Origin of the sequence: Marinilabilia sp. (assembly GCF_016278715.1) — a bacterium.
GTDB lineage: Bacteria > Bacteroidota > Bacteroidia > Bacteroidales > Marinilabiliaceae > Marinilabilia.
This window is the reverse complement of record NZ_JADQBH010000067.1, coordinates 1-12,383: the sequence shown is the minus strand read 5'-3', so window position 1 is coordinate 12,383 and position 12,383 is coordinate 1. Positions and strand designations below refer to the sequence as shown.

The window sequence follows — 12,383 nt, the reverse complement described above, 5'->3', positions numbered from 1 at the left end:
ATAAAAACGTTGGACGGGCCATTGTCATCTCCTTGTTAATTTGTGCTGTAGTGTACGTATTAGTGGCCATAGCCGTATCTGCAAATTTATCCGTCCCAAAAATCATAGAAGCCAAAGACTATTCGCTGGCCGAAGCCGCACGTCCTGCATTTGGGCAATATGGTTTGTGGTTTACGGTAGGCATCGCTATTCTGGCTACAGTATCAAGCGTAGTTGCCAATTTATTTGCCATTTCCCGCATGACTGCCATGTTGACCAAAATGAAACTTATCCCGCACAGTCACATGGGTATGCCGGGAAGGATTCAGAAGCACATGCTGGTATATATCGCCACGATCGCCATTGTTCTTACCATCTTCTTTGACCTGACCCGAATCGCCTCTCTGGGCGCTGTCTTTTACATAGTGATGGATATGGTGGTTCATTGGGGTGTACTAAAGCGTTTGCGCAAAGATGTGAAAGCAAATCCGGTAATTGTAACAACAGCTTTGGTAATTGACGGAGTGGTTTTAGCAGCTTTTCTTTGGATCAAAGCCTCTTCTGATCTTTTGGTTGTCTGGTTATCTCTCGTCCTGATGATTATGATTTTTGCGGGTGAAAAGTGGTTCTTAAAAAGAAGAAAAGAATTAACTGATCAGAACGAAGAAATATCATAAAAAAATTGCTTCAGTGAGGGCTATCCGGAAAAAAGAAAATCAAGGAGTAAAAAACTGAAATACAAAAAGCAATTAACATGGATATTAGTAAAAAGCGAATCCCTACCAGAGAAAAGCCACAAATGGTTCCTCATGCTGTTAACGGGGAATCCGGTTTGGTAATAGTAGATACCACCTGGGGAAAAATCCAACCGATTAAAGTTGCAGAAAATGTTCTTACTGTAGATGAATTGGAGGTACTTAAATTTCAGGAAAACGGGCTTCAGATAATTGATTCCCGCACATCCAATTTTTATGAAATTTCCACTATCCCCGGTGCCAAAAATATTCCTCACGATGAAATAACAGAAAGAATGGATGAGTTGGATCGCAGCAGCCTGACTATCTTTTTTTGTAACGGACCACAATGTCCACAATCACCTACAGCTATCCGCAGTTTATTGTCTGCCGGTTATCCTCCTGAAAAGATTTTGTATTATCGGGGCGGAATGCATGATTGGATAACCCTGGGGTTGCCGATTGACGGAGGCCTTTGAAGCTTTGCATTTCCAGGGGGTCAACAATAATTTCAAACTCATTCAGCCTGCTTTATTCATGAATTATCGTCATGAGATGTTCAAATATCAAGAAATACAATCAACCGCAGATAAAATGGATGCAGGAAATAATGGATTATTTTCAAATGCATTTTATTGAGGACGGTTGTTTTTTGCAGATAATTGAGCATCGGAATAGGTTATTTGTGAATAATGCAGGTTAAATACCACTGCAAATCACAAAAAAGAAAAGGGAAGAAAATGAAACTTGCCACTATCGCATTTATCAGCACATTATTCATTTCGCAAATCGGGCTTGCACAAGTAGGCACAAACGGCAATGACAGAAATGAAGAAGGAAGACCTGTTAAAGAATATCAACTTACCATTGAGCAAAAAGAAATGACTCTTGCAGGCGTTAAAGCAGATGCCATGACCATAAATGGAAAAATTCCGGGGCCGGTACTTGATTTCATAATAGGTGACCTGGCTGTTATTAAGGTAACCAATAAAATGGATGTTGAAACTTCTGTACATTGGCATGGGTTAATACTTCCCAATATTTTCGATGGTGTTCCCTATCTGAATACACCTCCCATTAAACCGGGAGAAACTTTTGAATACAGAATACCAATCAACCAATCAGGTACATATTGGTACCACTCCCACACCATGTTACAGGAGCAAAAAGGGGTATATGGGGCTATCATAATCCATCCCAAAGAGAAAAACATGGAATATGACAAGGATCTTGCTGTGGTTTTATCAGACTGGACCAACGAAAAGCCAATGAATGTGCTGCGAAACCTCAAGAGAGGTAATGAATGGTATCAGGTAAAAAAAGGAACCACTGTTCCGTTAAGCAGAGCTATTGCCCGGGGAGGATTTGCTGCACAGCTAAGAATGTGGCGCGACCGGATGGAAGGGGCTGATATTGCAGATATTTATTACCCGGCATTTTTAAGTAATGGGGAAAAACTGGCAGAATATCCGGATTTTGAGCCCGGTGAAAAAGTCAGGCTTAGATTTGTTAATGCCTCCGCATCTTCTTATTACTGGATGGATTTTGGCGCCGGCAATCCGATGGTAGTAGCCGGCGATGGAGTTGATGTCGAACCTGTACACAAAAACAGATTCCTTTTTGCCATTGCCGAAACCTACGATGTTATTGTCACTATTCCTCAGGGAAAACTGGAAATTATTGCCACGGCACAGGATGGTTCAGGTTATACTACTATTCATCTCGGTAGTGGAGAGTTGTTTCCTGCAAAGGTAATCGACAAACCCGATAAGGTGGAAATGATGAAACAATTCGCAGACATGGAAATGAAAATGGGCGCTCCGGCGCTGATAGGTAATAAAAAGAAAAAAACACCCGAATTTCTCAGGAGTAATTACGGGATGAAAATGAATATGGATAAGAATAATGAAGGGAATTCGTCAATGGATCATGAAATGAACATGGAGCAGATGAATCACTCTTCAAAACAAGAGAAAGATACCTCCGGGGATTTTTCTTATAAAAAGCGAAAGAAGCATTTTAACTACAATTTCCTTGAAGCAAACGAAAAAACAAACTTTAATCCGGATATCCCGGTAAACGAATTGCTCTTAAATCTTACCGGTAACATGAACCGTTACGTATGGAGTTTAAACGGAATTCCGCTTTCGGAAACTGACAAAATAAAAATTGAAGACGGAGAAATTACCCGAATTACACTGAATAACCTCACCATGATGCACCACCCGATGCACCTTCATGGCCATTATTTCAGGGTCATTAACGAAAACGGAGAACGATCCCCGTTAAAGCATACGGTAAATGTTCCACCTATGCAAAAAGTAACCATCGAGTTTTACAATGAAGAATACGGTGATTGGTTTTTCCATTGTCACATTCTTTACCACATGATGGGAGGCATGGCGCGGATTATGAGCTACGACACACCAAGAGATGAACGATTGAAGGATTTTCCCGTTCAAGGACTAATCGATGAAACAAACCATTATTACTCATGGGGTTTGGCTGAATTAAGTTCTAATTTCTCTGAATTAAGCCTTACTTCAAGCAATATTCGTAATGAGTTTAATTTAAGTCTAGAAACTGATTACAACCAAAATTCAGAAGTAGAATTTAGCTATAACCGGTATTTTAATGATTGGGTGAGAATTTACGCGGGTGTCAATGCCGAAAATGAAACTCCCGACTCCTACGATGAAATTAACACAGTTGGATTAGTGGGTGTAAAGTATTTCACACCCTACATGTTCAATATTGATGTGAGTATTGACCATCAACTTCGGCCCAGACTCCGCGTTGATAAAGAAATTCTGTTATTCCCCCGCCTTTTTGTGGAAGGAGAATACGAATACCGGGCCGACTTTGGCTGGGTCAACGACTTTGAAGACAACACAAGTTATGAAGGCGAAGAAGAATGGCTTATCAGGGCTGCATATATACTATCCCGTAATTTTTCCATTCAGGCCAATTACAATAACAATTATGGCTGGGGTGGTGGTTTAAGTATAAGATTTTGATAAAAATTATAATTGCATTTTTCATTACTAACTTCCTTTAGTATAACTATGGGATTACAAACTCAGCGAAATTATGTAAGTTTTTCCCGGAAATATGTAACACCTTAGATATAAAGAACCTGTACATTTGTATTGATAAAAAAACAAATTAAATAGGGCCCGCCTATTAAGTTGGGAGGTTCTTTAGTAATCAGGTGTCCGTTCAGAAATGTGAATTGTGAAGCAAGTAATATTTTATGGATAGGCACTAAATAATCACTTAAATTTTAGTACAATGAAAGCAATAACATTAATTATCGCGATGATTACGGTTTTGGTTTTTAACACCAATGCCCAAAATACAGATGTAAAAGAGTTACTCGATAACAAGGAAACACGCACTGAACTTTTTAATGCCATTGCCAGCGATCATCAAATGATGATGGACTTCATAAAAGTGGCAAAGGAAAATGAACATGGTGCCATGATGATGCGCAATGCAGAAAACCTCGAAATGAAAACAATGGGATCCATGCAAGATGACAATAAAAAGCAGAAAAAAATGGAATCCATGCAAGGGGGTAATGACGAGCAGAAAATGATGGGAATGATGAAAAACAACCCTGAAATGATGCAAAAAATGATGGGAAATATGATGGAAATGTGCAAAAAAGATTCTGCAATGCGCAACAAGATGGCAAACATGATGTCAGAAAATCCCGAAATGATGAAAATGTGTATGCAGAAGATGAAAGAAAAGGGCATGATGAATTCTGATGGAAAAATGATGGATTCAGACAGACAAATGATGAATTCCGATGGAAAAATGATGGACAAAAAAGGGAAATCAAATCAGGAAAATCATAATCATTAAACTTTTCAATTATGACATATTACATTAATAAAACAATAACAGCAAATTTTGACCAGGCAATAGAACTTGTAACTGAAGCACTCAAAACTGAAGGTTTTGGAGTTCTTTCCGAAATTGATATTCAACAAAAACTGAAAGAAAAGCTGGATGTTAATTTCAGAAAATACAAAATTCTCGGGGCTTGCAACCCTGCCAATGCCTTTAAAGCGCTTCAGCAGGAAGATAAGATTGGAACCATGCTTCCATGCAATGTGATTGTGCAGGAAACAGGTGATAACCAAATAGAAGTAGCTGCTGTAAACCCTGTGGCCTCTATGATGTCTGTCGAAAATGAACAGCTCACAGATATTGCCGGGGAAATCAAATCAAAACTTGAGAAGGTTATCGCATCACTATAAATTAAAAAAAGGAGGTTGATATGCATGGATTCGGAGGAATGGGTTTTGGCATGGGTTGGTGGTGGTTAATAGGTATTATCCTTGTAGCCGCCATAATTTGGGGCATTGTCCGCCCCCCCGGCCAAAACAATAACCTAAATAATACAGCAAATCATAAATCGCCACTCGATATTCTGAAAGAGCGATACGCCAGGGGCGAAATTGACAAGGAAGATTTTGAACAACGAAAAAGAGACTTGTCGTAAAATTTTGGAAAAAATAAAAACTTATAAAAATTATAATAGCAGCAACAAAAGCATGTAATCACCGGCCAATACTTGAAGAACAACTGCAAGAGGCCGGTTTGAAATATGAAGTGATGTATTTTGAAGATCATCCCGAATTGGTAGAAACCTATCAAATAAAAACATCCCCATTATTTATTGTGGATGATGAAGTTGTTTCAGTGGGTTTACCCGGAGAAAAGAAAATCATGGAGCTAAAAACTGAAATACAAAACAGCAATAAGAATGGGCATTAGTGGAAAGCGTCTGCAAAAGACAGTTTATTATTTACTGATGCGGTATCACTTAAATCTTGTGTTTTGATTGATGCAGAAATATAGGCCCTGCTGATACAAATGGCAGAAAAAGATTGATTATTGGTTTGATATTTATGTTTTAATTTGTGATAAGTCAGTTTTTGAAGGATTGAACTCCTTTTTAAAGAAAAGACTTGAAAACAGAAATTTTAACTAAATGTCATCTTTCAATAAAATATTTTATCTATGTTTGTATCCTATCAACCAACTAGGATAAGATAAATTCCATGAACAAAGTACTTCACACATATAACTTTACATCTTGCTGTTGTTGCAGGCTTTTTAAGCGTGTGGAGGGAATCTTTGTGACTTAATGCGATAGTACTGTATCAAATTATAAAGCCTTTCACTAAATCGTGGAAGGCTTTTTTTAACATGACTGATTCTTAGCTCTCACAAAAAATGGTCAAATCCCGGGAAATTAAACTCATATCAACAATAACCTGTCCCCAATGCGGGTTTCAAAAAGAAGAAAGCATGGCTGCAGATTCATGTCAGTTCTTTTACGAATGCGAAAAATGTCATACTGTTTTAAAACCAAAAGAGAGTGATTGTTGCGTGTTCTGTTCTTATGGAACGGTAAAATGCCCGCCCGAACAGAAAGGTAAAAGCTGTTGTTAGAAGAGTGGAGACCCTTTAACTTTTAAATTAATTCTTATGAAACAGACAAGACTAAAACTAACGGTAATTGCAATACTTCTCATATTGTCAGCTAATTCAACCGAAACCTTTGCAGAAATACCATACCACCAAACCGACACAACTGAACAGGATTCTGCCAAACAGGAAAGAGTTGTTTCCTACGAAGTTTTTGGCATGGATTGTCCGGGCTGCCAGTCGGCACTGGAAAAGCAGGTAAATAAAATTGACGGCGTAGCCGGATCAAAAGCAAGCTTCAAAAAGAAACTCGTGGAAATAGAATTTAAGCCTGATGCGAATGTTTCAGATAAAGAGATCGAAAAACGTATTAAGAAAGCCAATTTCACGCCTGGTAAAAAAATCAAGCCCAAAAACAATGAAGAATAAAGCATTCAGTTTTATTTTATTAGCGCTCATTTTATTTTCCCTCGGGCACCAGTCAAAAGCCGAAGGTATCAGCGTGGATGCCGGGCTTACCCCTGCCCAGGATCGTATCATAATACGCCTCCAGTACAGAAACATCATCAACCGGATGGGGGGAAATGACATCCGGGTGCATATGATGCCTATGGTTGTTGCTTACGGCTTAACTCCGGACGTTACTCTGATGCTGCGCAACATTTACCGCACAGTGGGTAAAAACAAAACAATGATGGAGATGAACAATCGCTGGATGGATCCATTCCTGATGGGGAAAGTAAAGCTTTACCGCCGCAACACCAGGAATTATTCACTCGGGGTAGCGGGGTTTGCCGGAACAACATTTCCTGTATTCAACAGTTCGGTATCAAAAACCTACAACCCTGTAATTGGAGTAAACGCTTCATACCGACCAGGTCTCTGGTCGTTCGATTTAAACAATGCCTGCGAATGGGTAAACTATAACACGGAAAATAGCAGGACTGAAGCAAGACAGGTGCATCTAAACCTGGCCATTTCACGAAACATCTTTTTACCCGGCCTGGAAAACTGGATTCTTTCACCCGTTCAGGAGTTTTCATTGGTCAATAATAATCCAACCTCAGGCGAATCTGATTTGATTGGATATATTTCTCCGGGAGTCCAGTTCGTGTCTCCTCACCTCAAGATTGAAGGATTATACCAATTTGCGGTAAACGGGTCTAAAGCCTCCGGAATTGAATATGGAAACCGGTTGATTTTAGGTTTGAGACTAATGTTTTAGCCGATATCATTCAATATTTTGTCCAAAAAGCCTCCATCGCTATTATCCTATACATAAGGGAAAAAGGTTATAGGCCAATTATGCGTTGATAAATTATTTTATTCACCAACAGAATATTAATACAATATCCATTGGAATTTTTAATCCTCCCTTGAATTGCCTCTCCCGATTTCGTTCCTCATCGGAATCGCAATGACGGGACATGGCATTATTCTTCAGGTTAGAGGGCGTTGTTCATTGCGAGTGACCACCTCAAAAAAGCTTGAGCCATAATGGGTATATGACATATCTGGAAGGTCCCTGAAAGGGGCCAATTTGAATAACCCCGGGTTTTCGACCTGGGGTAAGTTGGGCAAAATGAATCAGGTCCCCGAAAGGGGGCCAACTATTAATTATCTGAATTTTTGTTTGTTACAAAAATCTGTCATTGGTAGCAAAGCGAAGCAATCTATTTTCAAAAAATAAATTTCTCCGGACAATAATGTTTTTTGAGACAACCTCTTTTAAAATCCAGATTCATTCAAAAAACTTTTCTAACGTTTTCCTACCTTTTTGGTATGCTTTTAAATATTAATTAAACTCTTTCTAAATTAAAGCCAAACTTTCCCCTTCACTCAAAAATACCACACATCGTAAAAACCAATAATTTCCTAATTATCATTTACTTACAGCAGAAAGAACAAAACTTTAACCCTTTCTATCCGGGATGACAATCCGGGAATAGTCTTAACCGCACAGGAGCTGTCAGAAAAATAACTATCTTTGTAACATACTTTTTTAGTAGGCTTTAGGATTAATAACATCAAAATCTTAAAATACCAACAGCATGAATAAGTCTTCATTTTATAGTTCGCCTAGCAATTTCAATATGTATATGTACATCAAGTGCATGGACTATACCGGAGGTCATTTTATATTCTGAAAAAAAGAAATGAATAGTAAAAAGGCCTCCTGGAATCCGGGAGGCCTTTTTTTATCCGACAAACTTTTATTAAAAACAACCCTAACCAGTTTTAATTAAAGCTATTAACAATTGCCTGACTATATCATAATAGAGAGTATTGACTACCGACTAACAACTAAACTACTTAAAAACAACTTACATCATGGAAATTAAACTCAATGGAAAGCAGGAGAACATCGAAAACAATACCAATGTGGCAGATCTCCTGAAGCAAAAAGGAATTCAAAACGTTGAAATGGTAACAGTTCAGCTCAATGGAACATTTGTCAACAAAGAAGATCTCAGCAACAAAACGATCACAGAAAATGATGAAATTGACTTTCTCTATTTCATGGGTGGTGGTTCAAAATCAACTGTCCGCCAAAAACGATGTTACCATCAATAGATAAATACGCTTTGTTTATGACCTTTCTTAATTTTCACCCAACAAAGAAAGTCATAAGCAAATGCCAAAATCCACATCATTATGAAGTCAAAAAATATTTCCACCCGCATTTTGCACACGCCGTTTCTGCGCAAAGACTCTAACAACTCCTTGCGTATGCCCATATACGAAAATGTGGCATTTGAATTTGAAACAGCCCAGGAGATTGAAGCGGCGTTCAGAGGTGAAATACCACGGCACGTCTATTCAAGAATCGCCAACCCTACCGTAGAACACTTTGAAAATCAAATAAAGGAAGCATCCGGCGCGCTGGGCGTACTGGCGGTGGGTTCGGGAATGGCGACTCTGGCCAATTTGTTTGTTGCCATAGCTGCCAAAGGGAATAACATTATCACAACCAATAAATTGTTCGGAAATACTTTTTCCCTGGTTTCCACAACGCTTCCTTCCATTGGCATAGAATTCAGATTGGCTGATATGACAGATCCACAATCAGTGGAGAAATTGGTAGACAGCAAAACGGTGGGAATATTTTTTGAAACAATAACAAACCCTCAGTTGGAGGTGGCTGACGTAAAGGCATTGTCGCAAATAGCCCAAAAACATAAAATACCGCTTATTTGCGATACCACCCTAACGCCACCTGACTTATTTACCTCAGCTGACTTTGGGGTGGATGTAGAACTTATTTCGGGAACAAAATTCATATCGGGCGGTGCTACAGCTCTGGGAGGTCTAATCATTGACAACGGCTCCTTTAACTGGTCACACAATGAAAATTTGAAGCCTTTTCATGACCAGGTGGGGCCGTTGGCTTTGATCGCCCGATTGAGAAAGGAAGTGGCCCGTAACCTGGGAGCGACCCTGTCGGCACACAATGCTTTCCTCCTGTCTCTGGGTCTGGAAACACTGACACTGAGAACTAATAAAGCTTGTCAAAACACGCTGGAGACAGCCCGGTGGCTGGAAAAACAGGCTGCAGTAAAACGGGTAGATTACCCCGGACTGGAAAGCTCGCCGTTTTTTGATTTGAGCCGCAAACAGTTCAACGGAAAACCGGGAGCCGTTTTAACATTCGACCTTGACTCGAAAGAAAGTTGTTTCAAATTCATCAATGCTTTAAAAATGATCAGAAAAGCCACCAATATTAACGACAATAAAACGCTGATTCTGCATCCGGCATCAACCATTTTCTGTGAGTACGACAAACAGACTCTGGACGCAATGCAAATACGCCAAACAACCGTTCGTCTGGCTCCGGGAATAGAAGAAGCAGAAGACATTATTGCAGACGTTGAGAATGCCCTGGGTGCTGTTTAGGAATGAACTTTTTCCCGGCTGTATGATAGCTGCTTTGGACATTTAGGTTTTAGGCATTAGGTAATAATCAGTGATTCATTTTTGAAAACGGCTTATCTGAAAATCGAATATAATCATATAAACAATGGATTTTACAGAAGAACAAATTGAACGTTACAGTCGTCACCTCATCCTGCAGGATGTAGGCATTGAGGGACAACAAAAAATAATGGAAGGGAAAGTCCTTATTGTAGGAGCTGGAGGTCTGGGATCGCCCGTGGCCATGTATCTTGCTGCTGCTGGAGTGGGAACTATCGGACTGATTGATGGCGACGTGGTGGATCGCACCAATCTGCAAAGGCAAATCATTCATTTTACCGGCGACCTGAACCGCCCCAAAGTGGAGTCGGCCAAAGAAAAAATACACGCTGTTAATCCTGAAATAAAAGTCAACATTTACCGGGAACTTTTCTCTCCCGATAATGCCTTCGATATAATGGCAGACTATGACTTCATCGTGGACGGCACCGATAATTTCCCCACTAAATTCATGGTCAACGATGCATGTGTTATGGCTAAAAAGCCTTTTTCGCACGGGGGAATCCTTCGCTTCGAAGGACAGACAATGACGTATATTCCGGGACATGCATGCTACCGGTGTCTCTTTGGATCGCCCCCGCCACCAAATGCTGTACCAAGTTGCTCTCAGGCAGGGGTACTGGGTTCCATCGCCGGTATGCTGGGAACCATTCAGGCAACTGAGGTCCTGAAATTCCTGGTTGATAAAGGCGATCTGCTAACCGACAGGATGCTGATCTTCGATGCCCTGAAAATGAGTTTCAGAGAGGTGCGCTTTCAGCCATCTCCGGGCTGTAATATCTGTGGCGACCACCCCACAATCCGGTCACTTCAGATGGAAGAAATGCCCGCCTGCGATCTGAATCAAAAATAAACCCCAAAGAGTTATGCTGAAGATAAAACGAGAAACCTACAAGCAGATAATCAGCTCTGCCCGGGAAGCTTTACCTAACGAGGCCTGCGGTTATCTGGCCGGAACCAGCGACACAATCACCCACTGTTTTCCCATGACCAATACCGATGCAAGTCCCGAGCATTATTCATTTGATCCCGGAGAACAGTTTGAAGTACTCAGGAAAACCAGAGATCTGGGGCTGGAAATTATTGCCAATTTCCATAGCCATCCCCAAACCCCTTCCCGCCCCTCGGAAGAGGACATACGGCTGGCTTATGATCCGAATATTGCTTATGGCATTATTTCGCTGGTATCCGAAGACGAACATTTCAATTTGTTTCGCATCAAAGATAATAAGGTCATCCCCGAAGGTTATTATATCATTTAATAGATCAACACACCATTACAGACCAAAAAAATACTAATCATGTACACCATACCAGATTCTTTAAAAACTGAAATCGAATCTTTCCGTCAACAGGTTTCAGATTTCCGGACAAACAAAACAGAAGCTGTTAAATTCAAGGCCATTCGTGTGCCAATGGGGATCTATGAGCAGCGAAAAAACGACACCTATATGGTTCGTGTAAGGTGTACCGGAGGAATGATTACTCCTGCTCAACTAAAAGGGGTAGCTCAGGCTGCACGCAAATACGGTTCTGGTGATATTCACATTACCACCCGCCAGGAACTGCAGGTTCATAACGTGGAACTGGAAAACACTCCCGATCTGCTTAAATCCCTGCTCAGGATGAACCTCTCCTCACGAGGTGGCGGCGGCAACACGGTACGAAACATCCTGGCTTCCGAAGATGCCGGCATTTCGCCCGATGAAGTATTCGATGTTACTCCATACCTTGTTGCCCTTACCAACACACTTATTGCTGAACCGGATTCATGGTCCCTTCCCCGAAAGCTCAAAATTGCTTTCTCGGGAAATGACCTTGACAACAGCAATGCCATTTTTAACGATTTAGGTTTTATTGCCACTAAAAAGAACGGGGTAAATGGTTTCAGGGTATTTATCGGAGGCGGATTGGGCTCTAAACCTTCAACAGGGCACCTCCTCTTTGATTTTTTGCTCCCTGAGGATATGCTTTATGTAACCGAGGCAGTCAAAAAATTATTTTCCGATCACGGAAACCGCCGGAACAGGCATAAGGCAAGATTGCGCTATTTATTTTACAAACTGGGTAAGGAAAAAGTTTTTGAACTGTTCTTTGAGTACTTCAACGCTCTGAAACAGGATTCGGAATACTCATTAAGCCTCCCTTCTCTGAACCTGAAAATCCCTGAAGGAAGCCAGGCAAAATCCACAAAGAATGACACCCCGTTTGATCAATGGTATCGCCGATATGCGAGAAAACAAAAACAAAGCG

Annotated in this window: 14 protein-coding genes and 1 pseudogene; all 15 read left to right on the top strand. The window is 40.5% G+C overall.

The annotated features are described in order from the left end of the window. The coding region (locus tag QZZ43_RS04465) for an amino acid permease (protein WP_291856664.1) at positions 1–656 on the top strand (656 nt) is incomplete at its 5' end. Between the two features lie 77 nt (positions 657–733). Then, positions 734–1,192, top strand: coding sequence for a rhodanese-like domain-containing protein (locus QZZ43_RS04460; protein ID WP_291856663.1), 459 nt, complete (start codon positions 734–736; stop codon positions 1,190–1,192). Between the two features lie 261 nt (positions 1,193–1,453). After that, positions 1,454–3,730, top strand: a complete 2,277-nt coding sequence (locus tag QZZ43_RS04455; RefSeq protein WP_291856662.1) for a multicopper oxidase domain-containing protein — start codon at positions 1,454–1,456, stop codon at positions 3,728–3,730. Between the two features lie 274 nt (positions 3,731–4,004). Continuing rightward, positions 4,005–4,583: a hypothetical protein gene (locus tag QZZ43_RS04450; protein WP_291856661.1), complete on the top strand. Its 579-nt coding sequence runs from the start codon at positions 4,005–4,007 to the stop codon at positions 4,581–4,583. Between the two features lie 11 nt (positions 4,584–4,594). Next, positions 4,595–4,981: a DUF302 domain-containing protein gene (locus QZZ43_RS04445; protein ID WP_291856660.1), complete on the top strand. Its 387-nt coding sequence runs from the start codon at positions 4,595–4,597 to the stop codon at positions 4,979–4,981. A gap of 20 nt (positions 4,982–5,001) precedes the next feature. Further along, on the top strand, positions 5,002–5,226 hold the full coding sequence (locus QZZ43_RS04440) for an SHOCT domain-containing protein (RefSeq protein ID WP_291856659.1): 225 nt from the start codon (positions 5,002–5,004) through the stop codon (positions 5,224–5,226). A gap of 23 nt (positions 5,227–5,249) precedes the next feature. Next, positions 5,250–5,501, top strand: a complete 252-nt coding sequence (locus QZZ43_RS04435) for a thioredoxin family protein (protein WP_367221246.1) — start codon at positions 5,250–5,252, stop codon at positions 5,499–5,501. A 462-nt stretch (positions 5,502–5,963) separates the two neighbouring features. Continuing rightward, positions 5,964–6,182, top strand: a complete 219-nt coding sequence (locus QZZ43_RS04430) for a GDCCVxC domain-containing (seleno)protein (RefSeq protein ID WP_291856658.1) — start codon at positions 5,964–5,966, stop codon at positions 6,180–6,182. A 36-nt stretch (positions 6,183–6,218) separates the two neighbouring features. Continuing rightward, the gene (locus tag QZZ43_RS04425) at positions 6,219–6,587 is read left to right on the top strand and encodes a heavy-metal-associated domain-containing protein (RefSeq protein WP_291856657.1); all 369 of its coding nucleotides are present in this window, start codon (positions 6,219–6,221) and stop codon (positions 6,585–6,587) included. Next, a complete protein-coding gene (locus QZZ43_RS04420; RefSeq protein ID WP_291856656.1) occupies positions 6,577–7,383 on the top strand; it encodes a hypothetical protein in 807 nt (268 codons plus the stop codon). Before QZZ43_RS04425 ends, QZZ43_RS04420 begins: the two co-directional genes overlap by 11 nt. Positions 7,384–8,489: 1,106 nt before the next feature. Further along, the gene (gene thiS, locus QZZ43_RS04415) at positions 8,490–8,732 is read left to right on the top strand and encodes a sulfur carrier protein ThiS (protein ID WP_114436348.1); all 243 of its coding nucleotides are present in this window, start codon (positions 8,490–8,492) and stop codon (positions 8,730–8,732) included. An 81-nt stretch (positions 8,733–8,813) separates the two neighbouring features. Further along, positions 8,814–10,052 (top strand): PLP-dependent transferase, encoded by a 1,239-nt coding sequence (locus QZZ43_RS04410; RefSeq protein WP_114436349.1) that lies wholly within the window; start codon positions 8,814–8,816, stop codon positions 10,050–10,052. 124 nt (positions 10,053–10,176) lie between these two features. After that, a complete protein-coding gene (locus tag QZZ43_RS04405) occupies positions 10,177–10,983 on the top strand; it encodes a molybdopterin-synthase adenylyltransferase MoeB (RefSeq protein WP_114436350.1) in 807 nt (268 codons plus the stop codon). Positions 10,984–10,996: 13 nt separating this feature from the next. Beyond that, on the top strand, positions 10,997–11,392 hold the full coding sequence (locus tag QZZ43_RS04400; protein ID WP_291856651.1) for a M67 family metallopeptidase: 396 nt from the start codon (positions 10,997–10,999) through the stop codon (positions 11,390–11,392). 39 nt (positions 11,393–11,431) lie between these two features. After that, a pseudogene (locus tag QZZ43_RS04395) lies at positions 11,432–12,383 on the top strand (hypothetical protein); the annotation flags it as partial.

What these genes read in the sequence shown, in the direction of transcription:
- QZZ43_RS04410 (WP_114436349.1), top strand. Translation starts at nt 8,814, where the DNA reads ATGAAGTCAAAAAATATTTCCACCCGCATTTTGCACACGCCGTTTCTG.
- QZZ43_RS04425 (WP_291856657.1), top strand. Translation starts at nt 6,219, where the DNA reads ATGAAACAGACAAGACTAAAACTAACGGTAATTGCAATACTTCTCATA.
- QZZ43_RS04440 (WP_291856659.1), top strand. Translation starts at nt 5,002, where the DNA reads ATGCATGGATTCGGAGGAATGGGTTTTGGCATGGGTTGGTGGTGGTTA.
- QZZ43_RS04460 (WP_291856663.1), top strand. Translation starts at nt 734, where the DNA reads ATGGATATTAGTAAAAAGCGAATCCCTACCAGAGAAAAGCCACAAATG.
- thiS (WP_114436348.1), top strand. Translation starts at nt 8,490, where the DNA reads ATGGAAATTAAACTCAATGGAAAGCAGGAGAACATCGAAAACAATACC.
- QZZ43_RS04430 (WP_291856658.1), top strand. Translation starts at nt 5,964, where the DNA reads ATGGTCAAATCCCGGGAAATTAAACTCATATCAACAATAACCTGTCCC.
- QZZ43_RS04420 (WP_291856656.1), top strand. Translation starts at nt 6,577, where the DNA reads ATGAAGAATAAAGCATTCAGTTTTATTTTATTAGCGCTCATTTTATTT.
- QZZ43_RS04405 (WP_114436350.1), top strand. Translation starts at nt 10,177, where the DNA reads ATGGATTTTACAGAAGAACAAATTGAACGTTACAGTCGTCACCTCATC.
- QZZ43_RS04455 (WP_291856662.1), top strand. Translation starts at nt 1,454, where the DNA reads ATGAAACTTGCCACTATCGCATTTATCAGCACATTATTCATTTCGCAA.
- QZZ43_RS04445 (WP_291856660.1), top strand. Translation starts at nt 4,595, where the DNA reads ATGACATATTACATTAATAAAACAATAACAGCAAATTTTGACCAGGCA.
- QZZ43_RS04450 (WP_291856661.1), top strand. Translation starts at nt 4,005, where the DNA reads ATGAAAGCAATAACATTAATTATCGCGATGATTACGGTTTTGGTTTTT.
- QZZ43_RS04400 (WP_291856651.1), top strand. Translation starts at nt 10,997, where the DNA reads ATGCTGAAGATAAAACGAGAAACCTACAAGCAGATAATCAGCTCTGCC.